19 protein-coding genes and 1 riboswitch are annotated in these 26,554 nt (G+C 70.6%); of the genes, 6 read left to right on the forward strand and 13 right to left on the reverse strand.

Features of this window, described 5'->3' with window-relative positions:
• Nucleotides 1-41 precede the first annotated feature (41 nt).
• The 7 genes from ABZT18_RS21415 to ABZT18_RS21445 all read right to left on the reverse strand — a co-directional run bounded on the left by ABZT18_RS21415 (nucleotide 42) and on the right by ABZT18_RS21445 (nucleotide 9,204).
• Complete coding sequence (locus ABZT18_RS21415; protein WP_354997160.1) at nucleotides 42-374, reverse strand: putative quinol monooxygenase; 333 nt, start codon at nucleotides 372-374, stop codon at nucleotides 42-44.
• Between the two features lie 38 nt (nucleotides 375-412).
• A complete protein-coding gene (locus ABZT18_RS21420) occupies nucleotides 413-3,691 on the reverse strand; it encodes an ATP-binding protein (protein WP_355252278.1) in 3,279 nt (1,092 codons plus the stop codon).
• On the reverse strand, nucleotides 3,688-4,380 hold the full coding sequence (locus ABZT18_RS21425) for a hypothetical protein (protein WP_354997162.1): 693 nt from the start codon (nucleotides 4,378-4,380) through the stop codon (nucleotides 3,688-3,690). Before ABZT18_RS21425 ends, ABZT18_RS21420 begins: the two co-directional genes overlap by 4 nt.
• Nucleotides 4,377-5,450: a DUF559 domain-containing protein gene (locus ABZT18_RS21430; protein ID WP_354997163.1), complete on the reverse strand. Its 1,074-nt coding sequence runs from the start codon at nucleotides 5,448-5,450 to the stop codon at nucleotides 4,377-4,379. The genes ABZT18_RS21425 and ABZT18_RS21430 overlap by 4 nt, the downstream gene beginning before the upstream one ends.
• 133 nt (nucleotides 5,451-5,583) lie before the next feature.
• A complete protein-coding gene (locus ABZT18_RS21435; protein WP_354997164.1) occupies nucleotides 5,584-7,002 on the reverse strand; it encodes a PQQ-binding-like beta-propeller repeat protein in 1,419 nt (472 codons plus the stop codon).
• Nucleotides 7,003-7,129: 127 nt separating this feature from the next.
• Nucleotides 7,130-8,068: an acetamidase/formamidase family protein gene (locus tag ABZT18_RS21440; RefSeq protein WP_354997165.1), complete on the reverse strand. Its 939-nt coding sequence runs from the start codon at nucleotides 8,066-8,068 to the stop codon at nucleotides 7,130-7,132.
• Nucleotides 8,069-8,175: 107 nt separating this feature from the next.
• Nucleotides 8,176-9,204, reverse strand: a complete 1,029-nt coding sequence (locus ABZT18_RS21445; RefSeq protein ID WP_354997166.1) for a polysaccharide deacetylase family protein — start codon at nucleotides 9,202-9,204, stop codon at nucleotides 8,176-8,178.
• 579 nt (nucleotides 9,205-9,783) lie between these two features.
• Between ABZT18_RS21445 and ABZT18_RS21450 the strand changes: the two genes are divergently transcribed.
• Together ABZT18_RS21450 and ABZT18_RS21455 are read left to right on the forward strand one after the other, a co-directional pair.
• Nucleotides 9,784-10,797 (forward strand): LacI family DNA-binding transcriptional regulator, encoded by a 1,014-nt coding sequence (locus ABZT18_RS21450; RefSeq protein WP_354997167.1) that lies wholly within the window; start codon nucleotides 9,784-9,786, stop codon nucleotides 10,795-10,797.
• A gap of 194 nt (nucleotides 10,798-10,991) precedes the next feature.
• A complete protein-coding gene (locus ABZT18_RS21455; protein ID WP_354997168.1) occupies nucleotides 10,992-16,607 on the forward strand; it encodes a GH92 family glycosyl hydrolase in 5,616 nt (1,871 codons plus the stop codon).
• A gap of 39 nt (nucleotides 16,608-16,646) precedes the next feature.
• On the opposite strand, the gene ABZT18_RS21460 is transcribed toward ABZT18_RS21455, so the two are convergent.
• From ABZT18_RS21460 to ABZT18_RS21470, 3 genes are read right to left on the reverse strand one after another with little or no spacing between them, the layout of a single operon-like run.
• Nucleotides 16,647-17,279, reverse strand: coding sequence for a histidine phosphatase family protein (locus ABZT18_RS21460; RefSeq protein WP_355252281.1), 633 nt, complete (start codon nucleotides 17,277-17,279; stop codon nucleotides 16,647-16,649).
• Entirely contained in the window at nucleotides 17,276-18,052 is a 777-nt protein-coding gene (locus tag ABZT18_RS21465) for a CbtA family protein (protein WP_354997582.1), read from the reverse strand. The genes ABZT18_RS21460 and ABZT18_RS21465 overlap by 4 nt, the downstream gene beginning before the upstream one ends.
• On the reverse strand, nucleotides 18,043-18,246 hold the full coding sequence (locus ABZT18_RS21470) for a CbtB domain-containing protein (protein WP_354997583.1): 204 nt from the start codon (nucleotides 18,244-18,246) through the stop codon (nucleotides 18,043-18,045). The genes ABZT18_RS21465 and ABZT18_RS21470 overlap by 10 nt, the downstream gene beginning before the upstream one ends.
• A 58-nt stretch (nucleotides 18,247-18,304) precedes the next feature.
• A riboswitch (cobalamin riboswitch) is annotated at nucleotides 18,305-18,382 on the reverse strand.
• 261 nt (nucleotides 18,383-18,643) lie between these two features.
• On the opposite strand from ABZT18_RS21470, the gene ABZT18_RS21475 reads away from it, so the two are divergent.
• The 4 genes from ABZT18_RS21475 (at nucleotide 18,644) to ABZT18_RS21490 (ending at nucleotide 22,862) form a co-directional block, all read left to right on the forward strand.
• Complete coding sequence (locus tag ABZT18_RS21475) at nucleotides 18,644-19,522, forward strand: amidohydrolase family protein (protein ID WP_354997584.1); 879 nt, start codon at nucleotides 18,644-18,646, stop codon at nucleotides 19,520-19,522.
• A gap of 421 nt (nucleotides 19,523-19,943) precedes the next feature.
• Nucleotides 19,944-20,951: an ABC transporter permease gene (locus ABZT18_RS21480; RefSeq protein ID WP_354997585.1), complete on the forward strand. Its 1,008-nt coding sequence runs from the start codon at nucleotides 19,944-19,946 to the stop codon at nucleotides 20,949-20,951.
• A 40-nt stretch (nucleotides 20,952-20,991) separates the two neighbouring features.
• Nucleotides 20,992-22,044, forward strand: coding sequence for an ABC transporter substrate-binding protein (locus ABZT18_RS21485; RefSeq protein WP_354997586.1), 1,053 nt, complete (start codon nucleotides 20,992-20,994; stop codon nucleotides 22,042-22,044).
• The gene (locus tag ABZT18_RS21490; RefSeq protein WP_354997587.1) at nucleotides 22,044-22,862 is read left to right on the forward strand and encodes an ATP-binding cassette domain-containing protein; all 819 of its coding nucleotides are present in this window, start codon (nucleotides 22,044-22,046) and stop codon (nucleotides 22,860-22,862) included. Before ABZT18_RS21485 ends, ABZT18_RS21490 begins: the two co-directional genes overlap by 1 nt.
• A 45-nt stretch (nucleotides 22,863-22,907) precedes the next feature.
• On the opposite strand, the gene ABZT18_RS21495 is transcribed toward ABZT18_RS21490, so the two are convergent.
• The 3 genes from ABZT18_RS21495 to ABZT18_RS21505 all read right to left on the reverse strand — a co-directional run bounded on the left by ABZT18_RS21495 (nucleotide 22,908) and on the right by ABZT18_RS21505 (nucleotide 26,548).
• Nucleotides 22,908-23,606 carry a FadR/GntR family transcriptional regulator gene (locus ABZT18_RS21495; RefSeq protein ID WP_354997588.1) on the reverse strand — a complete coding sequence of 233 codons (699 nt, stop codon included), beginning with the start codon at nucleotides 23,604-23,606 and terminating at the stop codon, nucleotides 22,908-22,910.
• An 8-nt stretch (nucleotides 23,607-23,614) separates the two neighbouring features.
• Entirely contained in the window at nucleotides 23,615-25,003 is a 1,389-nt protein-coding gene (locus ABZT18_RS21500; RefSeq protein ID WP_354997589.1) for an L-fuconate dehydratase, read from the reverse strand.
• 402 nt (nucleotides 25,004-25,405) lie between these two features.
• A complete protein-coding gene (locus ABZT18_RS21505) occupies nucleotides 25,406-26,548 on the reverse strand; it encodes an ROK family protein (RefSeq protein WP_354997590.1) in 1,143 nt (380 codons plus the stop codon).
• Nucleotides 26,549-26,554 lie beyond the last annotated feature (6 nt).

Raw genomic sequence — 26,554 nt, forward strand, 5'->3', positions numbered from 1 at the left:
ACAAGCACGTGCCGGCGGTCGACAGAGCGCGCCAGCGTCGGTCAGCGGCTGTCGGTGACGGCCATCTCGCCGAGCAGCGACCAGTCCTCCTGCGGCACGGTGGCGTTCACGATGCGCGGGGTCTCGGCCAGGTGCGGCGGCAGAGTCTCCTGGGCCGTGCGGAAGTGGGCCGACTGCACGTGGGCCCCACCGGCCTGGTCGTCACGGAACGCCTCGACCAGCACGTACTCGGTCGGGTCGTCCACGCTGCGAGACCAGTCGAACCACAGGCAGCCGGGCTCGGCCCGGGTCGCCTCGGTGAACGCGGCGGCGATCTGCGGCCACCGGTCGGCGTGCTCGGGCAGGACCCGGAACTTGGCGGTAATGAAGATCATGGCCTCAGGCTACCCAGGCCGGCCGACGTGCGGGTGGGTCAGCCGTCGACGCCGGTCGGACGGGCGCGGGCGACAACCTCCTCGGGGCTCAACGGCGCCTTCGGATGGTGCGTGAGGCACAGCGGGGTCTGGACCTTGACGAACGAGAACCCCTCCCCGGCGGCGTAGAACTCACCGCTGTTCAGCAGGCCGATGTCCGGAAGTCGCCCACCCTTGGCCTCGGCGAGCTGACGGGCCGCGTCGATCTGCGCGGGCGCGTTGAGCAGCCCGAAGAACTGCGTCGTCGCGTTGCCGGAGATCTGGTTGTGCAGACCCTTGGGCGCCTGGGTGGCGAAGACCAGCCCGAGCCCGTACTTGCGGGCCTGCGAGGCGAGCGCGATCGAGCTGGCCGTGCAGGCCGTGGCACCGGTCGACGGCGCGAGCGTCTGCGCCTCGTCCATCACGAACAGCCCACCCAGCGGTCGGTCGCCGGCGGGGTGCCGCTTGATCCAGGCGAAGAGCGCCATCTGCAACTGGTTGACGAAGCTCTGCCGCTCCTGGTCGGACGTGAGGCCGACGAAGCTGATCACCGACACGCGAGCCCGTCGTCCCGGCGACGGCGTCAGCAGCAACCCCGGGTCGGCCGGTGCACCGACCCCGCCGAAGAGCGGGTCGGTGACCATCGCCGCCTTGAGCGCCTCGGCCAACTCCTCGGCGAGCTTGCCGGCGCGGGCCAGCCGACTGACCCCGTCGGGTAGATCGGCGAGGAACTCGGTGAAACCGGGCAGGCCCACCATCCCGCTGCGCGCGTACGCCTGGAGGGCCTCGGTGAGGACGGCCTTGCCCTGCTGGGCGAGCCTGCTCGACCGGTCGACGCCGGCCCGGGGCGCGAGGGCCTCCACGGCGGAGCGGACCGCCTGGTCGAACTCGTCGGGCCAGTCACGCAGCGAGGTGAAGTCGGGCAGCGGCTGGAAGCTCAGCGGCCGGCCAGCGGTGACCCGGGGCGTCCAGACCACCACCTCGGTGTGTGCGAGGTAGTCCGTGGCCCGTTCGGCGTCGCCGGGACCCCAGCCGCTCGGCGGTTCGGGCCACGCGTCACCGAGCCGAGCCAGGTCGTTGTTGGGGTCGAGCACGATCGCCGAGACACCCTCCCGGGCGCACTCCTCGACCAGCCGGCGGATGAGCACCGTCTTGCCCGAGCCGGACCCGGCGAACACGACGGCGTGCCGGCGCAGCGACTCCAGGTCCACCGTGAAGGGGCGCCCACCGTCGACCGTCCGCCCCAACCCGATCGCCCGCGCGCCGGCGTCGACCACGAGGTCCGTCGGGTCAGCGGTGGCCGGACCGGTCGACGATCCACCGGTCGCGTCGGCGGTCGGTGTGTCCGTCGTGCCGGGATGGGCGCCGCCCGACGCTGCGCCGGGGCCGGCGCTCCCGGGCGCTGCACCGGGGCCGGCGCTTTCGGTTGCTGACGGCGGGGTGCCTTCGTGCGTTCGGTCAGGCCCGGGCAGGACCGCCCGGAACAGCTTGGTGCCGCTGGCCGGACGGCGGGACACCAGCCACTCCTGCAGGGCGGTGGACGGCTCGGCCGCCATCATCCGCAGCGCCGCGAAGACCCGCAGGTCCGACTCCGTCACTCCGCACCGGACGCCGCCGGCCGCGTCGAAGCCGGTCAACACCTCGGTCGTACGCTTCCCGGTCGGCCACGGGCCGTTGCGCAGCAGGACCAGCCGCCGTTGCGGCAGGTCCCGGTCCAACCCGGCCAGCGTGCACGCGGCCTTGACGCGGGCGGTGACGGCGACGGCGTTGGGGTGCGCGATGGCCCGGAAGCACCAGTGCGCCTCGTTCTCGGTGGCCTCGTCGAGCACCTCGATCAGCCGCCCGTGCAGCGCGGGCTTGCGCCCGGGCGGCGGGTCGTGCTTGTAGGTGGCGCCGGTCGGAGCCTGCTCGGCGATCCAGGCGGCCAGGCCGGCGGCGAGCAGCGGCGGCATGTGCTCGTCCTCGCCCGCTGGGGCGACGGCGGCCGACACGTCCACGGTCGCCACCAGTTCGGCGAACCGTGCGTCCAGCTCGCGCAGGCGGCGCTCGTCCGTCGTCGGGTCACCAGACACGCCGCGGACGGTGCTCGGCGTCGGCGTCGAGTCGGCGCCGTCGATGAGCCGATCGAGTTCGACCACCTCGTCGCGGTCGCGACACCAGGCGACATGGCGGTCCACCCGACGCAGCAGCGCGCGTGGCGTCAGGGTGGGCGCGTCGGCGAAGGCGGCAGGGGCGATCGGCCAGGTGGGGTGGGGTGGCACGAAGTGTGGACCCGCGAACGCGGCGGAGAGGCGCTTCGCCACGATCGCCTGGCCGATCTCCGGGGTGGGGATCCGGTCCGGCAGGGTCGCCTCACGGAAGCGGTCGCCGACCGGGGTGGGCACGGTGCGTGTCATCAGCACCCAGGTGTCCGGGAGGCAGGAGACGACGACCAGCGTGCGGCGGGTGACGTCGCGGAGCTTGAGCAGGCCGTCGGCGATCGGGCCGAGCACCTTGGCCTGGCCGTCCTCCAGCCCGTTGTGGTGGTTCAGCAGGGACGTGCTGGTCTGGGCGAAGAGCGTGTCGAGTTGGTCCACGGCGATGACCGTGGGATCCAGCGTCAGGGCCATCAGCCGGGAGATGTCCTGCACGATCTGCTGCGGTGTCCGGATCGTGGCGCTCATGCCCCACGCCGCCCGCGCGGCCGGCTCGCCCGGCTCGGAGATCAGGTGGGCGTAACCCACGTCCTGCGCGTCGAAGTCGAGGGCGCCGTGCAGGACGAGCGCCCGGGCGGTGTCCTGGGCGTCCCGCCCGACCTCCCGATCGCGGGAGCGCAATGCCCGGATGAAGGCGTCGAGCTGCTCACGGGTCACCGGTTGGGCGCCGGCGACGGCATCGCGGACCTCTACCGGCAGGCCGAGCTGGGGGGTGAGTCGACGGAGGAAGGTCTTCAGCTGGGTGCCCCAGCCGACGTGGTCGCGGCCCATGCCCTCCACCAGGGCCAGGGCGACGCTCTCCCAGAACGTCTTGCCGCTGACCATGTCGACCAGGAAGAAGTAGCCGCCGTCGTGCTGGATCCGTTCGCGGACCGCCCCGAGCAGGTGCGTCTTACCGGCTCCCGCGCGGCCCTGCATGGCCACGCCGAGCGGCACCGTCGTGTCGTCGGTGCGGGCCCGCGCCACCCCGCGCAGGATCTCCGCGACGACCTTTTCGTGCAGCTCCGGCACGTTGTGCGGGCTGGGTCGCCAGACGTCGTCCGGGGTGACCGCCGGGTTGAGACTCACCGCTTCCAGGGCGGCCCGCTGGTCGTCGGAGATCACGCTGGGCCGATCGCCAGGGCGTGGTTGTCCTCGTTCCCGATGCGGACGGCCGCGGCGCGGTCCCGGGGGGTCAGCGACTTGGTGTTCGCCACCGGGATGATGCGGACGTCCTCCCGGCCGACCATCGCCCGCAACACCGCGTCCAGCGAGGCCCGATCGGTGTCGGCGAGCCGGTCCCGGACGTCGGCGAGGCCGACCCAGGCGCCCGGTGCCGTGGCCAGGTCCCGGTACGCCGCGCGCACCAGCCCCTCCACGTCCACGTCCGCCGCCGCCGGTGCCGTTGCCGGCGCTTCCTGCCCGGGCTCGCTGGCCGGCGGGGCCGCCGCGTCGGTCTGCTTGAAGAACTCGCCGTGGCTGACCCGGAGCCGGTCCAGCGAACGGTGCAGGTTGGACAGGACGGTGAACAGGGACCGGGTCGCCGAGCCGGCCTGCTTCGGCGGTGCGGCGGTGTGCAGCTGACGGACCACCCGCCAGCCCTCGTCGGTCAGCTCGTGGGCGAACGGGCGGTGCGACTTGTCGGTCTCGACCAGGCCCAGGTCGACGAGCTTCTTGTTGTCCTGGCCGGTCAACGCGAAGCCGGCCAGCTCGCGCAGCTCGACGTTGGTGAGTCGGCGCGCCTCGACCATCAGCACCACGAGGGCGTTGATCTGGTTCGGCGTCAGGTGCGGGACGTCCGCCGGGCTCGTCATGATGTCTCATCTCCATGGGGGTGCGTGCCGTCCGTACGTCGCCGGGCCAGCAGCCGACGGATCCCGTCGACCACCCCATGCGCGTCGGACAGCACCTGCTCATTGGTGAAGCGGAGCACGTCCAGCCCGAGCAGTTGCAGCTGTACGTCCCTCCGCCGGTCGTTGGCGAAAGCGATTCGCCCCCGATGCTCCGGGCCGTCCACCTCGACCGCAAGACCCTCTACGGGCCAAAAAAGATCCAATCGGTACGTCGCACCGAGTACGTGCCACTCGTACGTCTGGTTCCACCGTCGGCCCCGCGCCCACTCGTGTGGCGCGAGGGCGCGTTCCAACGACTGCTCGGCCGCGCTGTCGCCGCGTGGCACGCCCGCGATCGGCGGCCAGGCCAGGACCGACGTGTCCCGCCCGACGGCCGCGTCCGGAATCCGGTCGGCCGTGCGGGCAAGCTCGGCGAAATACGTCGGCACCATCATCGGCACCGGTCGGACCCGGTCGGCGTGGCGCAGGGGTCCGCCGGCCAACCACACCGTGAAGCCGCCGTGCCGGACCAGCCACTCGGCTGCGGCCACGAGCGTCCGCTCGGCGTCGGGGTCCAGGTCGGGCAGGGCGACGAGGAGTACGCAGTCCTCCCGGTCGTACGCCTCGGCGATCACCCGGGCGAGCCCCGCGGCGCGTACCTCCGCCGCGAAGCGGGACCGGCCGGCGGGCTGACGCGGACCGCGCAGCCCACGCTCGGAGAGGTCCGCGAGGAACGGGCCGAAGTGCCGGGAGCGGGCGGCGGTGCGGGCCGCGAGGGCGCGCACCGCCGCCACGCCGAGTGTGCCGTCTCTCTCGAAGCGGTCGGCGCCCGCCAGCCAACGGGGGAACATCGCGAGCGCTGCGGTGTCCAACTGGTCGAGGAGCGCGTCCACGAGGTCACCGAGCGGACCCACGACCGTGGGCCGGTAGTGCACGACCGCAGGCGCCGTCGGCGGCAACGGGTCGAGCGCCACCCGCAGCAGCTCCGGGTCGGCGTTCGGCAGATGGCTGACCCGCCGCGTCGGCGGGGCAGCCCACCATGGTGGGGTCACCGCGAGCAGGCCTCGTCGGTGTCGCCGTCGGCCCGGACGGGGTGCGCCATGCCGGGCACCCTACGACACCGAGGCGTCCGGCCGGTGGCCCCCGCGTGCCGGCCCGGTTACCAACCTCGGCCGCGATCGCCGCTCACCGCAGGCGGCGGATGTCGCCGAACGCCCGGTAGAACCCGCCACGGCTGGACTGGCGGACCTCGGTCACCAGGTAGCGGGCACCCGGCTCGCGGATCCCCTTGGGAAACTGCACCGACCAGTCGCGCCGGTAGCCGTCGGACAGCACCTGGACCCGCAGCCGCCCCCGATCGTCCAGGCACTGCACCACCACGCCGCCGTCCACGTCGCTGGTCACCTCGACGACCGTCGGCTCCACGGGCTGTGGTGCCTGGCGGGGGGCCTTGACGTCGCGCACCTCGGGGACATCCCCGGCCTGGGCCGCACGAATCGCTGGCTCGCTCGCGTCGATGCAGGCCAGATGGCCGCCGGTGGTGACGACGTAGAGCCGGTCGTCGTGGTATTGCATGGAGTACGCCGAGCCGCAGCCGGTGCCGAGCTTCCACAGCCGGGTGCCCGCCGAGTCGAAGCAGTAGATCGAGGACTGGCTGTCACCGGCGAAGACGTACTGGCCGCCCTCCGCGGTGGCGCAGGAGAAGACCGCTGCGTCGCACTGGTAGCTGCGTTCGACCCGACCGGCCTTGGACAGCCGCACCACCTCGCGGGTGCCAGTTCCGGCGAACACGCTGCCGTGCTCCTGCCAGCCGAAGAGCACCGAGCCCGTCCTGGTGTGCCACAGCTCGCGGCCGGTACGCCACTCGTAGCCGGTCACCCCCTGCGAATGGCCGTGGTAGATCGCGTCGGTGTCGCACCGCACCATCCACGCCGAGCGCCCCCGCCCAGGCCTACGCCACAGGAACTCGTCCTCGTGGTCGACGGCGGTGATCCCGCCGTCGGCGTCCGAGACGCCCAGGACACCGTCGTGGATGTCGAGCCAGTAGATGTCGATTTCCGGGGCGATCGCGTACGCCACCCGGGGCACCTTGCCGGAGAGGTCGTAGACGTTGCCGTCATCGCAGCCAGCGTAGATCCAGGCGTCGTCGGCGACGATGCACTTCACCCCGTCGGGCAGGCGGACCTGGCTGCGCACCTGGGCGTCGTGGTCGAGAATGGTGATCATCCCGTGCTCGTTGCCGACCATGCAGTGGCGCCCGTCGACGAAGATGCCGAAGGCGGGGGCACCGGAGTCGTAGCGCCAGAGCACCGGTGCGGTGCGGGCGGTGGATCGGGTGCTGACGATCTGCCGTCGGGAGACGGTGCGCTTCTGCCGGATGCCGGCGACCGCTGGGGCGTACCCCTTGCGGACCTTCTCCCCGATCTTCTTCGCCGCGGCGGCCCGGGCCCGGGCGTTGTCCGGATAGGCGCTGGCCTTGATCTGCCCCTGGTCGCCGATCCGGCCATAGCGCACGGTCAGTGTGGCGTTGTCGACGATGACCTCGTAGAACTTGTGCGCACCGTCCACTTCGGACAGTTCGAGGTAAGTCGTCTCCTGGGACATGCAGGGCCTCCGAGGGGTCAGCGACCGGCCCGACGTGGCCGGCGCGGCGACAGTGACGACACGCTAACGGCGGCCCCCGACACAATCGGCGCCCGCCGGTCAGCCGTGGCGCAGGGCGACACGCGGATCACTGCTCTGGCCAGCGCAGCGCGTCGTCGCGGAGCACCGCGTGTGCGCCGACGGTCTCGTTGACGATCTGCGTCACCCGTACGTCGACCGCGACGCTGGCCAGCGCCACCGCGTCCGGGCGGCTGAGGCCGTGCAACCGCTGCATCAGGGTCAGCATCGAATCCAGGGCCATGAACGTGGCGTCGTCGAGGGACGCGCCGACGCCAAGGGTCAACCACGCGTCCGCGGTGCGGGCCACCGGACCGGTGACCGGGAAGTCGTCGCGGACGTCGATGGTCAGGGTCACCTCGTCCATCGGGCACTCGATCGCGGTGCCGCCGACTTCTCCGTCACCCTGCGCGGCGTGCCCGTCCCCAACGGAGAACAGCGCGGTGTCCACCGGGATCGGCAGCAGCAGGGTGCTGCCGGCGGTGAGGTCCCTGCAGTCCAGGTTGCCGCCCCAGGGGCGCGGCGGGGTCGTCGAGTGACGCCCGGATTCGGCCGGGGGCATGCCGAGCACTCCCATGAAGGGCCGCAGCGCGACCGTGTGGCCATGCTGGTTGCGGCCGGTCATCGTCACCGGGTCCAGCGCCCAGGAGTGCACCACCTGCTGCTCCTCCACGCCGTAGCGCTGGTTGAACTCGCTCGGCCAGCCGCCGGCCACGGCCGTTCCCCAGGTGGCCGGGATGACCGTGTCGATGCGTACCACGAGGGTGTGGCCCGCGCGAGCACCGCGGACCGCGACCGGACCGATCAACGCGTGGCCGGCCCCGGGCTGGTACTGCGCGGCCCGGGGCCGGTCCCGGTTCCGTCCGCCGGGGTACGGGCCGGTCGACCACCAGCAGTCCAGGGTGCGGTAGGTGACGGTGTCGCCGGGGTCGATGGTGAGCACGGGCGGGAAATCGGGGGAGAAGTGGCCGTGCAGGGTGTCATCCCCTGGCGTGAGGGTGTGTCGCATCTCCGCAGGCTAGTGGCACCTGATCTGGACGACGGAATGGCACGTGTGCGGGCGGGCGCCCGGGCGAACCGGGCACCCGCCGACATCGAGTTGGTGACAGGGTGGTGTCAGCCCGCGGTGCAGGAGCGGATCTGCGGACGAGCGCTGCTGTTCCCGTTGGTCATCGTGGTGAAGCCGAAGGTGTTGCCGCTGCCGTTGGACCGCACGGTCATGACGCTGCCGCTGCTGTCCCAGGTGGCGTTGCCGTTCCAGATGGTGGAGACCCGCTGCGGTGCCGTGATGGCCACGACCACGGTCCACGTGTTGGCGCCGCTGACCGTTACCGACGTGTTGTACCGGTCGCCCCAGACGTTGGGGGTCGTCACCGTCGTGGTGCAGTTGCCACCGGTCGGGGGCGGGGTGCCACCACCGGGCGGCGGGGTCGTGCCGTCGGGTGCGACCGCGCGGCCGGTGGACGGCGAGATCATTCCGGGGCACAGGTTGCGGCTGGTCAGGTTGGCCATGATCTGGGGGATCGCGTCGCGGGTGTTCTGGATCCCGTCGTGCATGAGGATGACCTGACCGGCCTGGAGGCGGGTCGCGTTGGACACGATCTGGCTGACGCTGGCGCCGTTCCAGTCCTGTGAGTCCACGTCCCAGATCACCTGGCGCATGCCGAGCGATGACGCGACGGACTGAAGGGTGGAGTTGGTCTCCCCGTATGGCGGCCGGAACAACTGGGGCCGGCTGCCGGTGGCCGATTGGATCGCCGAGCTGGTCTGGGACAGGTCGGACTGCATCTGAGCCTGGGTCATCGAGGTCATATGGGCGTGGTTCCAGCTGTGGTTGCCGACCCACATGCCTGCGGCGACCTGCGCCTGTGCCGCCGACCGGTTGTTCTGGACGTTCTGCCCGACGTTGAACATGGTGGCCCGTGCGCCGTTGGCGCGCAGCACGTTCAGCAGTGCGCTGGTGTTGCCGGTCGGGCCGTCGTCGAAGGTGAGCCCGACGTACCCGTTGCAGGTGGCGGCGCTCGACGGGGTCGAGGTGGCCGCGAGGACGACGCCGCACGTCGCGACGGTGGTGGCGAGGACGGCCAGTGCCACGCGCATCCGCCTCGATCGCAGGGTCGTGCCGGGGGAGAACCTTCTGCTCATCTGGTGCCCCTTCTCGCAGGCCGGACGCGCCCCGGTGCGGGCAGCACAGTCCGGACAGGTGTGGGTGAGTGGGGAGGTCAGACCGAAACCGGCACGAAGTCGATTGCATTGACCTCAATGGATCGGAGTATTGCAGCGAGAATTCAGACACGTCAACAAGTTCCGGAAGGCCTCCGGAACGATCCGGTCGGGTGTCCGAGGCCTACCCCCAGGTTGACTCGGGCCGACCAGTCACCCGGGCGCGCGACTGATCATCATGGGTGGCAAGGGCCTCACGGCGGGATCCGAAAAAGCTACCGGAACTATCGGCGTCGATCTGCTTCCGGTCAGGACTTCTGGGGGCCGCCATTCCCGCGGAGGGCATTGCCGAAAACGTTTTCGGCGTTCATTGTCAGAGGCCAGGCCACCCGGTTGCTCGATGCGGGGAAGCACTCAGGTCGGGGACCGTGTCGTGGGCCTACCCGAACGAGAGGGCAGGTTGTGATCGACAACGATGGCCGCACTGCGGTGAGCGACTCACAGCCTGGGCCGCCTGACCCGTCGCGCGGTGACGGTGCCGGGCGGTCAGGTCGTTCGATCATGCGGGATGTCGCGGAGCTGGCCGGGGTGTCCTCCCAGACGGTCTCCCGGGTCATCAACGGGCAGCCACACGTCGCGGACGACACTCGGCGGCGGGTGTTGGCGGCGGTCCGGGCGCTGGACTACCGGCGGAACCTCGCGGCTCGCGCGTTGGTCACCCGACGCTCCGGCACGCTGGGGGTCATCGGCTACGAGAGTCCGCTGTACGGGCCGACATCGATGTTGTGTTCGATCGAGGGCGCCGCCCGATCTGCGGGCTACTTCGTCAGCGTCGCCAGCGTCCGTCACCTGGACCGTCGTTCGGTGCTCGACGCGGTCGACTGGCTGCGTCGGCAGTCGGTCGAGGGGATCGTCGCCATCGCGCCAAAGGCCTCCATGGCCGAGGCGCTGGGTGAGGTGTCGGACAGGGTGGCCTGTGTGACCGTGGGCGGAGGCTACAGCGAGGCGGTCCCGAGCGTGCGGATCGACAACGTCGCCGGGGCGCGGCTGGCCACGCGGCACCTGCTCGACCTGGGCCACCCGACCGTCCACCACGTCTCGGGCCCGCCCGACTGGCCGGAGGCGGCCGACCGGGCCAGCGGTTGGCGGGACGCGCTCCGCGCGGCTGCCGCGCCCGTACCTGCGGCGGTGCCGGGTTATTGGAGTGCCCGCTCCGGGTACGAGCAGGGCCGGCGCCTGGTCCGCGATCCGTCCGTCACGGCTGTCTTCTGTGCCAGCGACCAGCTCGCACTCGGTGTGCTGCGAGCGCTGCACGAGGCCGGCCGGAGGATCCCGGGCGATGTCAGCGTCGTGGGCTTTGACGGCGCACCGGACGGGGGGTACGTCCTGCCGCCGCTCACCTCGGTACGGCAGGACTTCACAAAGCTCGGCAGGCGCAGCCTGGAGTTGTTGCTGTCGCGCGTCGGCGGGGCCGAGGGAGTCCCGGCGTCGCGATGCGAGCTGCTGGTGCCGGAGTTGGTCGTCCGTCAGAGCACCGCGCCGTTGCGTCGTGTTTCGCTGCGATCAACCCGTTGACATGGTTGTGGTCTGGCCGGAACTATCAGCGGCAGTCCACTGCTCCTGCCTTCATCGGTCACGAGTTTGATGACAACGATGTCAGGCCACCTCCGAAGGAGAGCGTATTGGCCGAGATCGGCGGGCCCAGCGGTCCACTCTGCCCAGACGTTCGACGTACTCGACCCGGTTCGAGTCGAAAGGCACCGTCCCTCATGTCGCATACCCCCCTTGTGCGTGCCCTGTCTCCCCGGCTGATCGCCGCCACGACGGCAGTCCTGCTGCCGGTCGGGCTGCTCGTCGCCGCACCCCTGGCCAGCGCCGCTCCCGCACCCCCAACGCCCGGCACCTTCAGCTCGTCGTTCGAGTCTGCCGACCCGCAACCCGCCACCAGCACTGTGGAGGCCGGCTCGAACGGAAAGCCGGTCCAGGCGAACCTGAGCGGAAAGGTCACCACGCTGCCCGGCAGCCTGCTCGGCCAGGTCAGTACGGTGACCGCGAGCGCGGAGAACCCCCCACGAGAGATCGCCGCGAACCTCAAGGACGACGATCCGTCGACCAAATGGCTCATGTTCGAGTCGACCGGCTGGGTGACCTACCAGCTCGCCAAGCCCGCGACGGTGACGCGCTACTCGCTGACCTCGGCGGACGACGCACCCACCCGCGACCCCAGGGACTTCGTCGTGCAGGGGTCCAACGACGGCAGCACGTGGACCGACCTGGACAAGCGCGCCGGCGAGAAGTTCAGCGGCCGGTTCGCCACCAACAGGTACAGCTTCGCCAACACGAGCGCCTACGGCTACTACCGGCTGAACGTCACCGCGAACTCCGGTGACTCGCTCGTGCAACTCGCCGACTGGAACATCAGCGACGGCTCGAACGTCCGCCCACCGGCCACGCCCATGGTCAGCGCGGCCACCGCCGGTCCGAACGGCGGCTACACCACGAAGCCGGACGCCGGGTTCACCGGACTGGCCGCGCTGCGGTACTCCGGTGGCGCCGAGGGCAACGGCCGCTCGTACGCGACCAACAAGCTGTTCGACGTCAACGTCCCGGTCGGGCCGAAGACCCGGCTGTCGTACAAGATCTTCCCTGAGTACACCAGCGGCGACGCCCGGTACCCGTCCACCTACGCCGCCGTCGACCTGCATTTCACCGACGGCAGCTACCTGAGTGGGCGCTCACCCGTCGACCAGCACGGCTACCCACTCACGGGCACCGGACAGGGCGCGTCGAAGGTGCTCTACGCCGACCAGTGGAACCTGGTGCAGGCCGACCTCGGCACGGTCGCACGCGGCAAGACGATCGACCGCATCCTGCTCGCGTACGACAACCCGCAGGCCACCGAGGAGACCCGGTTCCAGGGGTGGCTCGACGACATCGAGCTGGAGGCGTCGCCGACCCCGATCGACGGCTCGACGTTGACCAACTACGTCGACACCCGGCGCGGCACCAACTCGACGGGCGGTTTCTCGCGCGGCAACAACCTGCCGATCACCGCGGTGCCGAACGGCTTCAACTTCTTCACCCCGGTGACCGACGCGACCTCCGACTCGTGGGAGTACCAGTACCACCGGGTCAACAACGCGGCCAACCTGCCCATGCTGCAGGGCCTCGCGATCTCGCACGAGCCCAGCCCGTGGATGGGTGACCGCAACCAGATGTCGGTCATGCCGGTCGTCGGCGGTGGGTCCCTCACCGGTCAGCCCGCCAGCCGTGCGCTCGCCTTCACCCACGACGACGAGGTGGCACAGCCGGACCTTTACCGGGTCACGCTGCAGAACGGCCTGATCGCGGAGATGTCGCCCACCGACCACGCCGGGATCATGCGGTTCACCTTCCCGACCGGGCAGGCGAGCGGAAGCCTCGTCTTCCACAACGGCACGTTCACCATCGGCGCGGACGGCACCCTCACCGGCTGGGTCGACAACGGAAGCGGCCTGTCGGCCGGCCGTAGCCGCATGTTCGTGTCCGGCGCCTTCGACCGGGCACCGACGGCGTCCGCCGCGACGTCCGCCACCTTCGACGTCTCCGCCAACCGGGAGGTGACGATGCGCCTCGCGACGTCGTTCCTCTCCGTCGACCAGGCGCGTCGGAACCTCGATCTGGAGGTCACCGGCAAGAGCTTCGACCAGATCCACGCCGCCGCGACGGCGACATGGAAGGACCGGCTCGGCCGGGTCGAGGTGCGGGGCGCCACCGAGGCGCAGTTGGTCACGATGTACTCGAACCTGTACCGGCTGAACCTCTACCCGAACTCGCAGTCGGAGAACACCGGCACTGCTGCCGCGCCGCGCTGGCAGTACGCGAGCCCGGTCTCGGCGCCCACCGGCGCGTCGAGCCCCACCCAGACCGGCGCGAAGATCGTCGATGGGCAGATCTACGTCAACAACGGCTTCTGGGACACCTACCGCACCGTGTGGCCCGCCTACGCGCTGCTCTACCCGGACGTCGCCGCCAAGATCTCCGACGGGTTCGTCCAGCACTACCGCGACGGCGGCTGGATCGCCCGCTGGTCGTCCCCCGGCTACGCCGATCTGATGACCGGCACCAGCGCGAACGTGGCTCTGGCCCAGGCGTACCTCACCGGGGTCAAGCTGCCCGACCCGCTCGCGGCGTACGACGCGGCCGTCAAGGACGCGACCGTCGCGTCCGGGCGCAGCGCGGTCGGACGCAAGGGCATCGAGACCTCCCTGTTCCTCGGTTACACGCCGACCTCCACGGGGGAATCGGTGTCGTGGGCGCTGGAGGGCTACATCAACGACTACGGCATCGGCAACATGGGTGCGGCCCTCGCCAAGGACCCGGCCACGCCGAAGTCGGAGCGCGCTCGCCTCAAGGAGGAGTCGCGGTACTTCCTGGAGCGTGCCCGCAACTACGTCCACCTCTTCGACCCGAAGACGAAGCTCTTCCAGGGCCGCGACGCCGCCGGTAACTTCCTCGGCGGTGACCCGCTCGACTGGGGTGGCGTCTACACCGAGACCAACGGGTGGAACTTCGCGTTCACCGCCCAGCAGGACGGCCAGGGCCTCACCAACCTGTACGGCGGTCAGAAGGCCCTGCGGGACAAGCTCGACACGTTCTTCTCCACCCCGGAGAAGGCCGACCGGCCCGGCGGGTACGGCGGCATCATCCACGAGATGCTCGAGGCGCGCGCGGTGCGGATGGGTCAGCTCGGCATGAGCAACCAGCCGTCGCACCACATCCCGTACATGTACAACGTCGCTGGCGCACCGGCCAAGACTCAGGCGACGGTACGGGAGATCCTGCGCCGCCTCTACGTCGGTAGCGAGATCGGTCAGGGCTACCTGGGCGACGAGGACAACGGCGAGATGTCGTCGTGGTACATCCTCAGTTCGTTGGGCATCTACCCACTGCAGGCCGGGTCGTCCGAGTGGGCCATCGGCTCACCGCAGTTCACCAGGATGACCGTGCACCGCAGCGCCGGCGACATCGTCGTCAACGCGCCGAACAACAGCACGCGCAACGTCTACGTGCAGGACGTGAAGGTCAACGGCAAGAAGCAGCGCGGCCTGTCCCTGGATGTGGCCACGCTCGCCAAGGGCGGCACCATCGACTTCCAGATGGGCCCCAATCCGTCGTCGTGGGGCGGCGGCAAGAACGACGCGCCGCCGTCGCTGACCAAGGGTGACGAGGCGCCGAAGCCGTTGCAGGACACCACCGGCCCCGGTCTCGGCACCGCGACCGCAACCGGCGGCCAGGACGCGTCGAAGCTGTTCGACGACTCGTCGACCACGCAGCTGACCTTCACCTCAACGACGCCGCAGATCAACTGGGCCTTCCGTGGTGGCAAGCAGAAGCCGAGGTACTACACCGTCACGTCGGGGGCGAGTGCGGGCGATCCGGCGGAGTGGCGGTTGCAGGGCTCCAACGACGGCATCACCTGGGCCACCGTGGACTCCCGCAAGGACCAGGTGTTCCCGTGGCGCAACCAGACCCGCCCGTACACGATCGACAAACCAGGACGGTTCGCGCAGTTCCGCCTCGCCGTGACGAAGACCGTCGGCGCCGCGCAGACCACCCTCGCCGAGATCGAGTTGCTCGCCGGGGGGGACCTCGAACTGGGCGGCGGCGACATCACGGTGACCGCCGCGGGCAGCGTCAACGCGACGTCCGGCGTGCCCGTCTCGGTGCCGCTGGCCTCCGTCACCGGCGGCACCGCCAGCGGTTACACGGCCACGATCGACTGGGGTGACGGCACGCCGGTCACCGAGGGCACCGTGACGCTGAGCTCGCGGGCCGTCTACAGCGTCGGTGGGTCGCACACCTACGCCACGCCGGGCTACCACCAGGCGACCGTCACGGTGACCGACGGCGAAAGCCAGAGCTCCGCGACGGTCGGCGTCGAGGTGGCGTACGCCCCGAACTCCGGCCTCACCGCTGCGTTCGACACCGTCTGCATCGGCGACGAAGGGGTTCTCGCGGCGGACTGCGACGCCAAGTCGTGGGCGTACTCGCGGGTTGCCCTGGCGGCGGGCGGCGCGACCCAGGGTCAGCGGCAGCAGGTTCCCGGAACGGCGCTGCAGTTCACGCTGCCGGTGATCCCGGCCGGGCAGCCGGACAACGCCACCGGTAACGGTGCGACGGTCGTTCTCGACCTTCCGGACGACGCCAGGAGCATCTCGTTCATCGGTGCCGGAACGCAGGGCAACCAGAGCACCACCGGCACGGCGACGTTCAGCGACGGCAGCACGGCCAGCGTCCCGATCCAGATGAGTGACTGGACGCTGGGCGGCAACGCCAACGGCACCCCGTCCTACGGCAACATCGTCGTTGCCAGGACGGCGTACCGGCTGCAGGGCACGAGCCGGGACGGCGCCCAGCCGTTCCTGTTCGCCACCGCGCCGTACCAGATCCCGGCGGGCAAGACGCTGGTGTCGGTGACCCTGCCGACGCAGACCGGTGACCCCCGCTCGGCGGGCCGGATCCACGTGTTCGCCGTCGCGAACGACGGCACGGCGGCCCCCGCGCTGGCGACCGTCGCCCCGAAGGACCAGACGGCGAACGCCGGGCAGGCCCTCGCGGCGAACCTGGGTTCGGTGACCGGCGGCGTTCCCGGCACGACGGGCTACCGTGCCCGCGTCCAGTGGGGTGACGGCACGGCTCCGGACGACGTGACGATCGGATCGTCCGGTGCCATGAGCGGGCAGCACACCTACGCGCGGGAGGGCACCTACACGGTGCACGTCACCGCGTGGGACACGGTGTCGAGCAGCACCGAGGCCTTCACCGTGACCGTGGCACGTGGCGGATCCCAGCCGGCGATCGCGCTGTCGGCGGACGGCACCGTCACCACCGGTGGCGCGATCACCGTCGACGGCAGCGGGTTCGCCGCCGGCGAGCAGGTGACCGTCAGCGTCGGCACCGACCCGGCCCGGACCACGAAGGTCGCGGCCTCCGCGACGGGAACGGTACGAGCCTCGGTCCCGACGTCCGGTGATGCGCAGCCCGGCCGGTACGCCGTCACCGCGACAGGCGCGTCCTCTCGTACGCCCGCCACGGCCACCGTCCAGGTGACCGAGCAGGCGGAGGCGCCGAGCTACCAGCCGCGGGTGGTGCTGCTGAGCGCGTCAGGCCCACGCGGCACGGCGATCACGGTCGACGGTTCCGGGTTCGTGCCGAACGAGGCGGTCACGATCACCTTCGGGAACGACCTCGCCGTCAGCACCGTCCCCGCGAATGGTGACGGCGTGATCTCCGGCGCGACGGTCAGTGTCCCGGGTGCGGCGAAGGCGGGCGCGACCAGCGTCACGCTGACCGGTGCCACGTCGGCGACGAAGGTGTCCCGACCGTTCACCGTCACCGACTAGAACCGGGGGTGTAGCAGAGATGTCGTGGGCGGGCCGTGATCACGGCCCGCCCACGACTGCATCGCCGGTCGCCGGTCCGCTTCGTAACGGCGCGCTCAGTCGTAGCTGCCACCGCGAGCCATGGTCGGTGAGTTGGACGATCGCCAACGGCTCGACGTCCAGCTGCCGGTACGTCGCCATCGGCAGCCCCAGCGCGTGCACGACCGCGACCCGGATCACGAGCGGGTGAGTGACGGCGATGACCCGCCGACCGAGGCCGCGCTGCCCGTCCAGCCAGTGTCCGACCCGGTTGCGCAGTGCCAGAACCGACTCGCCCCCGTGCGGCGCGGCGTCCGGCGCGGACAACCACTCGCGCAGCGCGTCGGGCTGCTCGGTGCCGATCTCCTCCAACGACCGGCCGGTCCAGTCGCCGTAGTCGCAGTCGGCCAGCGCCGCCTCGACGGTGGGCGTGAGCCCGAGGGCGTACGCGGTCTGGGTGGCCGCCGTCGCAGGGCTGGACAGGCAGACGTCGGTGCAGCCCAGCAGCGCCCGCCGGTCGGGTCCGGCGGGGGACAGGGCGAGGGCGGCACGTCGGCCACCCTCGTCCAATCCGTCGTCATTCCCGCCGAACCGGGCCCGCCGCAGGGCGGCGGTGCGACCGTGGGCGACCAGCCGGAGGCTGGTCGCGGTCACGTGCTCGGAAGTGCGGCGACGGCGCGGCGGCGCTGGTCGTGGTGCATCAGGGCCGCGAACAGCAGGCCGATCCCGGTCCAGAGCACCACCTGGGTGCCGAGCGAGGCGAGGCGGAAGTCCCACAGCAGGGTCGCGGGGAAGCCGTCCGGGACCTCCTGGAAGGACGGCAACACCACGTACGACACTGCCGTGACCAGCAGGAATCCGCCTACGGCCGCGGCGACGCGCAGCCACGACGGCGCCTGGGCGCCGACCGCGCGGTAGCCCAGTGAGCCAGCCCAGACGGCCACCAGACCGAGCACCACCATCAGCAGGTAGGTGCCCGTTCGTTGGTTGATGGTCGCCGGGTCGCCGACCGCCGGTGGGTTCGCCGGATACTTGAGAAACGGCACGATCACCGCGCCGAGCAGCGCCGCGCCGGCCAGCAGCAGGCCCGACCGCCCGTCGTCGTAGGCCCGCCGGCGGCGGGACAGCAGGACGTACGCCGTGGCCAGCAGACCGCCCATCGCGGCGCCGAACAGGCCGGTGGCCAGGAACAGGCCGCCGCGTTGGCCACTCCGGGTGACCAGGGCATCCTCGTCGTCGTGCTGGTGCCCACCGGCTGCGGGCTCGGCGTGCGCGGCCGCCTCCTCGATCGCGATGGCCGCCTCGACGTGCGGCTCGCCGGCGACGTAGGCGAACGCCCCGGCGAGTAGCCCGGCGATCAGGCCGGCGAGCAGCCCGCGGACGAGGACGGTGACGAACGGGGGCGCGGTGGTGTCGTTCAGTGGCACGGGACACCGAGCAGGTGCCGGCCGTCGTGCATCAGCTCGTGCAGGTACGTGCCGCTGCGCGAGACCGCCCCCTGGTCGAAGGCGACGAGGTAGGCCAGCAGGGTGAGTGCGACGACCGTCGCCAGGACCATCCACAGGAGACGGGCGGTGCCAGCGGGATGCACCAACGGCTGGCTGGACGTGGAACTAGACATGGGTACACGAACCTCCCCGGGGATGACGCGTCCCCATCGCAAGGCTGCGGACGACCGAGCGTCCTGGCTCGCGGCCCCCATCCAAGCTGGAAACCGCTCACAGTGGCGCGACCGCGCCGGATTCACACCGGCTTCCCTCGCGTCGCCGCAGATAGTGGGTCGACGGTAGCGGTGCCGCCTGAGGCGGTCAACCCGGCCCCGCGAGCCGGACGCGTCAGCTTGTCGACTCAGTTCGGCACCGGCGGATTCGTCATACCAAAACTCAACGTGGGTCGAAGCTGTTACCGCTAACATGGTCAGACTGCCGGATCAGGTCCGAAACACCGGGCCGACCCGGGCGTTCGACCAATGACTGGGCGGGGTGTGGGTTGTACGTGAACGTGCCAGGACGTGTCCGATGACGACCAACGAGGCAGCGCAGCGACAGGGCATCGTCGACGCGCACCACCACCTCTGGGTCCGGGCACGACACCCGCAGCCCTGGATCGATCCGCACACCATGGCCGCGATCGACGACGACTTCACCCCGGTCGACCTCGCCCCGGCGGCCCGGGCCGCCGGAGTCACCCAGACCGTCGTCGTGCAGTCCGTCGCCGTTCGAACGGAGACGCCCGAGCTGCTGGGCATCGCGGCCGACGATCCTCTCATCGCCGGGGTCGTCGGCTGGGTCGACCTGACCGCCGACGACGTCGGCGATCGTCTCGGCCGACTCCGGGCGGCACGGGGCGGAGAACGGCTGGTCGGGATCCGCCACCTGGTCCAGTCCGAACCCGACCCGGCGTACCTCGACCGCCCGGACGTCCGGCGGGGCATCGCCGCCGTGGGCGCCGCCGGCCTCGCCTTCGACCTGCTGGTGCGCCACCACCAACTACCGGCGGCCACCCGGCTCGTCCGCGACCTGCCCCAGATGCGGTTCGTCCTGGACCACCTCGGCAAGCCCGAGCTCGGGCGTGCCGGCCTCGGCGACTGGCCCCGTGACCTGCGGGCGCTCGCCGCCGAGCCCAACACGACGGCGAAGCTGTCCGGCCTGGTGACCGAGGTCGACGGGCCGTCCTGGACGACGTCGGACGTGCGGCCCGCCGTCGAGCACGCGCTCGACGTGTTCGGACCCGACCGGCTGATGTTCGGCTCGGACTGGCCGGTGTGCCTGCTCGCCACCTCGTACACCCGATGGGTCGAGGTCCTCGCCGACCTGCTGGACCCGCTCCGCGACGACGAGCGCGCCGCGATCTGGCGACAGACCGCCCGGCGGGCGTACCGGCTGGCGGCGTCGTGACGACGCGGGGGCTCGCGGCCTGACGGGCCGGGAGCCCTCGCTGGCTTCGGCAGCAGCGTTCACGGTCCGTCGTGACCGCCGATCCTGTGTGGACCTCGACTGGTCGACCGCCGATCGGCGACCACCGCACGGCCTGGGCTGTGCCGTTCGGCCGCAGGTTCTGCGGTTTTGATCAGACGTATGCCTCCGGTGGCTCGGGTAACGATGACAAAACATGGCCGCAAGACCTTGGCAACACCTGTGAATGCGTGGCAGGGTAACGCCTGATTGAGGGAAACATCCGACCTATCTCCCCCGGGTGGTGCGGGCGTGAGCCCGTGCCTCTCCCTTCCGAGGAGGCTCGGTTGCTCACAGGTGCCTGGCGTGCCGGCGGGTCATCCGTCGCGTGCCGGCGCCACGCTTGGGGAGGTCAGGGCCGACGATGAGTTCCGTCGAGGCAACCGCCGACACGCAGCGCGCCGAACCCGGCGACTGGTTCCGGGAACGGATCTCCCACGCCGTCTCCGAGTTCACCGCCGCCACCGCGCTCGTCGTCCTGTTCATCGCGTTGACCTTCGCCAGTCCCTATTTCCTGACGGCGGACAACCTGTTCAACATCGGGGCGCAGACCGCGGTTATCGCCATCATCGCCACGGCGCAGACGATGGTCATCATCACGAAGGGCATCGACCTGTCCGTGGGGTCGGTCGCCGCGCTCGCCGGCGTTGTGGGAGCGATGGTCGTCCGCGACCTCGGCTTTCCGCTCTGGGCGGCGACGGTGGTCGCGATCGGCGTCGGCGCGCTGGCTGGGCTCTTGAACGGGCTGTTGGTGACCGTGGCCCGGATCCCGCCGTTCATCGCGACCCTGGGAACGATGTCCGTGGGCCGCGGTCTCGTCTTCATCATCACCGGAGCGGTCGGCGTCTACGGCCTGCCCCGATCGTTCCAACTGCTCGGCAACGGGGAGATCCTCGGCATTCCGTTCGCCGTGGTGATCACCGTTCTCGTCGCCGTCGGTGTGGCCTTCCTGCTCTCCCAGACCCGCTTCGGTCAGCACACCTACGCGATGGGCTCCAATCTGGAGGCCGCCCGGCGCTCCGGCATCCGGGTGGGGCGTCACCTGACCGGGGTGTACGTGCTGGCGGGTGTGCTGGTCGGGCTGGGCGGCATGATCGCCGCCTCCCGGGTCAACTCCGGGCAGCCGAACTACGGGATCTCGCTGGAGCTCGACGTGATCGCCGCCGCGGTCATCGGTGGAGCCAGCCTGTTCGGGGGTCAGGGCCGGATCGTCGGGACGATCATCGGCGCGTTCCTCATCGCCCTGGTGCGCAACGGCGCCGTCCTGCTCGACATCAGCATCCACTACCAGCAGGTGATCGTCGGCCTGATCATCTGGGCCGCCGTCTACTTCGACCAGTACCGCCGCCGGCGGCTCGAATCCCGCGGGTGACATGCCATTCCGAGAGTCCGAACGAGGAAGGACACACACCATGGCGCACACCACCACCAACCGGCGGGCGCGAAGGCCCCTCCTGCGCGCACAGGCAATCCTGGCCGTGGCCGCGGCGACCGCTCTTCTCAGCGCCTGCGGCGGGGTCGAGGTCCGTGACGGAGGTGACGGCGCGACCAAGGACGCGAGCGGTCCGTTGAAGCTCGCCGTCGTACCGAAGGCCGTTGGGGCCGACTACTGGAACACGGTGAAGGCGGGCGCGGAGTGCGCCGCGCAGCGCGCGGGAAACGTCACCGTCCAGTGGGACGGCGTGACCACCGAGACCGATGTCGAGGGCCAGGTCAACCTGATCCAGAACTTCGTCACCAAGAAGGTCGACGGCATCGTCTACGCGGCGACCGACTCCCGCGCCCTGGCACCGGCCACCGACCAGGCGCTGAACGCCAAGATCCCGGTCGCGATGATCGACTCTGGCACCAGCCCGCAGCCGTCGGGCGTGCCCCTCTTCGCCACCGACAACCGTGCGTCGGCCACCGAGGCGGCGAAGCTGCTCGCCACCGAACTGGGCCCCGGCAACCACGAGGTGGCGCTGGTCGAGTTCCAGCCCGGTTCGCAGACCAACACCGAGCGGGTCGACGGCTTCAAGGCCGGCCTCGCCCAGTTCCCCAACCTGAAGCTGGTCGGCCAGCAGCCCAGCCGCAGTGACGTCAACGAGGCACGACGCGTCACCGAGAACATCCTCACCGCCAACCCCAACCTCGCCGGCGTCTTCGCCGCCAACGAGCCGAGCGTGCTCGGCGCGGCGCAGGCCATCCAGGCGGCGAACAAGTCGGGCAAGGTGGTCATCATCGGCTGGGACGCCGCCCCGGACGAGGTCGCCGGGCTGCGCAGCGGCCAGATCTCGGCGCTGGTCGTGCAGAACCCGTTCAAGATGGGCTACTTCGGCGTCGACAAAATGGTCAAGCACCTCCGGGACAAGGCGCCGCTGGCATCGGCCGACACCGGCGTCACGTTCGTCACCAAGGAGAACGTCGACTCCGCGGAGATCAAGGCGGTGCTCGAACCCAGCTGCGCCAACCCCCCGGTGCAGTGATGGGCACCACCCCAACGGCCACGGCCGACACCGATCAGCAACCGAGGGCCGAGGAACCACCGGTCCTCGAAGCCCGCGGCATCGTCAAGCGGTTCGGGCACGTCGAGGCGCTGCGCGGTGCCGACTTCACCGTCCACCGAGGTGAGGTCGTCGCGCTGATCGGCGACAACGGCGCGGGAAAGAGCACCCTGATCAAGACGCTGTCCGGTGTGCACCCGCCGGACAAGGGCGAGATCCGGGTGGGCGGTCGTCCCGTCCAGTTCGCCACCCCGGTCGACGCCCGGCGCGCGGGGGTGGAGACCGTTTACCAGGATCTCGCCGTCGCCGACGACCTCAGCGTGGCCGCCAACCTGTATCTCGGGCGGGAGATCCTGCGCTCCGGGCCACTCGGTCGGCTGGGGCTGCTCGACAAGCGCGCCATGCGGCAGGGCGCCGCCGCGGCCCTCGACGAGCTGGGTGTGCGGATCCCCCGGGTCACCACCCCGATCGCGATGTTGTCCGGTGGGCAACGGCAGTGCGTCGCGGTGGCCCGCGCCATCATCTGGGCGACCAACGTGGTCATCCTCGACGAGCCCACCGCGGCGCTCGGCGTCGTCCAGACCGGGCGGGTGCTCGACGTCGTCCGGCGTGCCCGTGACGCCGGCATGTCGGTGGTGCTGGTGAGCCACAACATGCCGCAGGTGCTTGAGATCGCCGACCGGGTCGAGGTGCTGCGCCTCGGCCGGCGGGCGGCCCGGCTTCGCGCGGACGAGGTCACCACTGACGACCTGGTCGCGGCGATGACGGGTAGCACCAGCGCGGAACGGGACGAGCGGTGACGGCGGTCGCCTACCGGAGCGCTCAGGACCGTGCGGTCTCGGCGCTCACGTCGCGTCGTCGGGCAACACGTGCAACGACTCCTCCACCCCGATCAGGTGGTTGGCCATCCGAATGCGGGCCCGCTCCGGGTCGCGCGCCAGGAGCGCCTTCAGGATCGCCACGTGCTCATCGTGGGTGCGCCGGTCCGCGCCCTCCTCGTGCAGGCTCCGCCAGAGCCGCCCGCGTACGGTGCGCCCGGCGAACGCCTCGATCAGCCCGACGAGCACCGGATTCTCGGCGTGCACAGCGATGATCCGGTGAAAGGCGATGTCGATCTCGATGAGCCGCTCGTGGTCCTGAGGTGACTGACCGACGATCCGGGCCGCCTCGTCGAGCAGTTCCCCTGCCTGGGCGAGGGCCTCGTCGGTGATCCTGGTCGCCGCCAACCGGGCGGCCTCGCACTCCAGCAGCCGTCGGACGGTGTGGATGTGCCGTGGGTCGCCCTGGCCCTGAAAATCGACCACGAAGCCCATCGGGGCCAGCAGTTGCGGCGCGTCGAGGTTCGTGACGTAGGTGCCGTCACCCTGGCGGATGTTGACGATGCCAAGGATCGACAGGGCCGACATCCCCTCGCGCAGCGATCCCCGCGAGACACCGAGCGACTCGGCCAGGTCCTTCTCGATGGGCAGCCGGTCACCGGGCTTGAATGTCCCTTCCAGGATCATCCGCTTGATGCCGTTCACCACTTCGTCGGTGCGAGACATGACACCCCCTAGCGGCCGGCGGGGGTGGCCGTGCCACCCGCGATCACGTACGGCTCCGGAGATGACACGGTAGTCGGTGCCGCCCAGTAGTGGCCGTCGGGGAACCGGTACTGCGCGACCGACTCGGGACGCATCTGGGTGGAGTAGCCGGGCCGGCCGGGCAGCACGTAACCGCTGCCCGACCCGGTGTCCCGGACGACACACGGATCGGTGAAGTGTTCGTGCAGGTGGTCGACGAACTCGGTGACACGGTCGGTGAGATCCCCCGAGATCGCGACGTAGTCGAGCACCGACACGTGTTGGACCATCTCGCACAGCCCGACACCGCCGGCGTGTGGGCAGACGGGGACGCCGAACTTCGCAGCGAGGAGCAGCACGGCGACGATCTCGTTGATGCTGGCCAACCGGCCGGTGTCCAACTGGCAGAAGTCGATGGCCCCGGCCTGGAACAGTTGCTTGAACATCACCCGGTTGTGGCAGTGCTCGCCGGTGGCGACCCCGATGGGAGCGACAGCGCGGCGGACGGCCGCGTGGCCCAGGATGTCGTCGGGGCTGGTCGGCTCCTCGATCCACAGAGGCTTGAACTGGGCGAGAGCCGTGACCCACTCGATGGCCTGACCGACGTCCCACACCTGGTTGGCGTCGATCATCAGGTTGCGATGTGGGCCGAGGATCTCCCGGGCGATCGTGCAGCGCCGGATGTCGTCGTCGAGGTTGGCGCCCACCTTGAGCTTGACGTAGCCGTAGCCGGTGTCCACCGCTTCCTGGCACAGCCGGCGCAGCTTGTCGTCGCCGTAGCCGAGCCAGCCGGCCGAGGTGGTGTAGGCGGGGTAGCCGGTGCGGGCGAGCTCGGCGAGGCGATCAGCCTTCGTGCTCTCCCTGGCGCGCAGGATGGCCAGTGCCTCGTCCCGGGTCAGTGCGTCGGACAGGTAGCGCAGGTCCGCGATGTCGACGAGTTGCTCGGGGGACATGTCGACGAGCAGGCGCCACAGCGGCTTGTCGGCGACCCGGGCGACCAGGTCCCACGAGGCGTTCAGCACGGCCGCCAGCGACAGGTGGACGACGCCTTTCTCCGGCCCGAGCCACCGCAGCTGCGAGTCGGAGGTGAGCAGGCGGTAGACCGCCCCCATGTCCGCCGCCATCGTCGCCACGTCCAGACCCACGAGCCGCCGCGCCTGGTGGACCGCCGCCGCGACGACGATGTCGTTGCCTCGACCGATGGTGAAGGTCAGGCCGTGACCCGCGAGCGGCGCACCCACGCTGTCGACGCCGTCGGTGTGCAGAACGACGTAGGCCGCCGAGTAGTCGCCGTCCTTGTTCATGGCGTCGGACCCGTCGGCGGTCAGGGAGGTGGGGAAGCGGACGTCCTCGACGGTGACGGCAGTGATCTGCGGCATGCGCTCCTCGCCCGGCTAACCAAAAGATCAGATGATCAATGGGAGTATACGGAGCGCCGCTTCGACGCGTCAACGACGTCGATCATCCCTGGACCATAGACATCCAACGTTTCCATGCGGGTGTCGACCGGTGTCCTCCCGACCTCCGTACCGGTTGCCGCGAACCACCGCGGCCTCCGTCGCTGCGGTCAACTCCGGATCTGGCCGGCTCCTCACCTGGTAGCAGGCTTGTGTCATCCACTGTGGAGCTGACCGCTCGCGCTGACGCGGTGGCACCAAAGTGGTTCAGGGGACCGCGTACGGTTTGGTGCGGGGAGTCGAATGCCGGCGCCGAAGATTGGATGTTCGGCTCGGATCACCCGTATTGACGGCGGGATTCGTTCCACGCATTGCCTTGATACATCAAATCTTTACGCCTGGATGCCGGTCCCGTCCGGCGGACCGTTGCCGCTGGGGCGGAGCGAGATCCGGAACGCCGTAGTGCTTGTCGAGGACCTGCATGGCGGCACCCGCGGCGATCACGTCCGCGCCCAGGCTGGACAGCGTCACGTCCGTGCTGAGCCAGTCCGCGCGTGGCACGTCGGTGTGGACGGCTTCCTCGACCGCCGCGAGATACTGCTGCGCGTGCCGCAGGAGATCGGCGCCCGCCAGCACCACGTGGGAGAGGTCGAGTGTCTGGAGCAGGTTGACGACCCCGACCGCCAGGACGCGAGCAGCCCGCCCGATGTCCCCGGCCTCGGCAGCGTGGTTGTGCACGATCTCCAGGCATCCGTGGCGCCCACAGACGCACGGCGGCCCATCCAGTTCGACAACGGTGTGGCCGAACTCCCCGGCGTTGGTGTGTGCGCCCCGGTGGGCCGTGCCGCCCAGCCAGAAGCCCCCGCCGATGCCCGACTCGACCATGATGAGGACCGCGTCGCCGAACGTCCCGCCGTGCCGCCACGCCTCGGCCGTGATCCCCGCGGTGACGTCCTTGTCGAGGTGGACGGGCAGGCCCAGGTGCGTCTCGGCGATCTCGCGCAGCGGTACGTCGTGCCAGTGCCGCAGGCCGTGGGCGTCACGGACCAGGCCATTCGCGTGGTCCAGCGGGCCGATCATGCCGATGCCCACGCCGGTCAGCCGACCATCGAGGTCGTTGCTGCCGGTGATCGCGTCGATGCCGGACTTCAGGGCGTCGAGAAGCTGCTCCGGGGTGAAGTCGCCGGGCAGCGGGCTGACCGCCGAGTAGTGCACGGTGCCTGCCAGGTCGACCAGCACCAGCCGCAGCGTGCGGCGGGCGACGTGGGCGCCGATCGCGTACCGGCTCTCCGGGACGAGTTCATAGACGATGGCGGGCTTGCCGATCCCCGGGCGGCGGACGCCGGCGGGACGGAGCAGGCCGTCGGCGGTCAAACGGGCGATGACCTTGGAGACCGCCTGCGGCGTCAGACCGGTGGCGTCGACCACGGTCGACCGCTCGAACGTCCGCACGGTACGTCCCAACGCCATGACCAGCGCCTGGTTGTAGCCGCGCAGGAAGGTGACGTCGGCTGTGGTGCGCGTCATCCCACC

The organism is Micromonospora sp. NPDC005291, from assembly GCF_040607415.1.
GTDB lineage: Bacteria > Actinomycetota > Actinomycetes > Mycobacteriales > Micromonosporaceae > Micromonospora.

What these genes read in the sequence shown, in the direction of transcription:
- ABZT18_RS21475 (WP_354997584.1), top strand. Translation starts at nt 18,644, where the DNA reads ATGACGACCAACGAGGCAGCGCAGCGACAGGGCATCGTCGACGCGCAC.
- ABZT18_RS21500 (WP_354997589.1), bottom strand. Translation starts at nt 25,003, where the DNA reads ATGCCGCAGATCACTGCCGTCACCGTCGAGGACGTCCGCTTCCCCACC.
- ABZT18_RS21505 (WP_354997590.1), bottom strand. Translation starts at nt 26,548, where the DNA reads ATGACGCGCACCACAGCCGACGTCACCTTCCTGCGCGGCTACAACCAG.
- ABZT18_RS21470 (WP_354997583.1), bottom strand. Translation starts at nt 18,246, where the DNA reads ATGTCTAGTTCCACGTCCAGCCAGCCGTTGGTGCATCCCGCTGGCACC.
- ABZT18_RS21490 (WP_354997587.1), top strand. Translation starts at nt 22,044, where the DNA reads ATGGGCACCACCCCAACGGCCACGGCCGACACCGATCAGCAACCGAGG.
- ABZT18_RS21425 (WP_354997162.1), bottom strand. Translation starts at nt 4,380, where the DNA reads ATGACGAGCCCGGCGGACGTCCCGCACCTGACGCCGAACCAGATCAAC.
- ABZT18_RS21455 (WP_354997168.1), top strand. Translation starts at nt 10,992, where the DNA reads ATGTCGCATACCCCCCTTGTGCGTGCCCTGTCTCCCCGGCTGATCGCC.
- ABZT18_RS21415 (WP_354997160.1), bottom strand. Translation starts at nt 374, where the DNA reads ATGATCTTCATTACCGCCAAGTTCCGGGTCCTGCCCGAGCACGCCGAC.
- ABZT18_RS21480 (WP_354997585.1), top strand. Translation starts at nt 19,944, where the DNA reads ATGAGTTCCGTCGAGGCAACCGCCGACACGCAGCGCGCCGAACCCGGC.
- ABZT18_RS21485 (WP_354997586.1), top strand. Translation starts at nt 20,992, where the DNA reads ATGGCGCACACCACCACCAACCGGCGGGCGCGAAGGCCCCTCCTGCGC.
- ABZT18_RS21440 (WP_354997165.1), bottom strand. Translation starts at nt 8,068, where the DNA reads ATGCGACACACCCTCACGCCAGGGGATGACACCCTGCACGGCCACTTC.
- ABZT18_RS21495 (WP_354997588.1), bottom strand. Translation starts at nt 23,606, where the DNA reads ATGTCTCGCACCGACGAAGTGGTGAACGGCATCAAGCGGATGATCCTG.
- ABZT18_RS21445 (WP_354997166.1), bottom strand. Translation starts at nt 9,204, where the DNA reads ATGAGCAGAAGGTTCTCCCCCGGCACGACCCTGCGATCGAGGCGGATG.
- ABZT18_RS21450 (WP_354997167.1), top strand. Translation starts at nt 9,784, where the DNA reads ATGCGGGATGTCGCGGAGCTGGCCGGGGTGTCCTCCCAGACGGTCTCC.
- ABZT18_RS21435 (WP_354997164.1), bottom strand. Translation starts at nt 7,002, where the DNA reads ATGTCCCAGGAGACGACTTACCTCGAACTGTCCGAAGTGGACGGTGCG.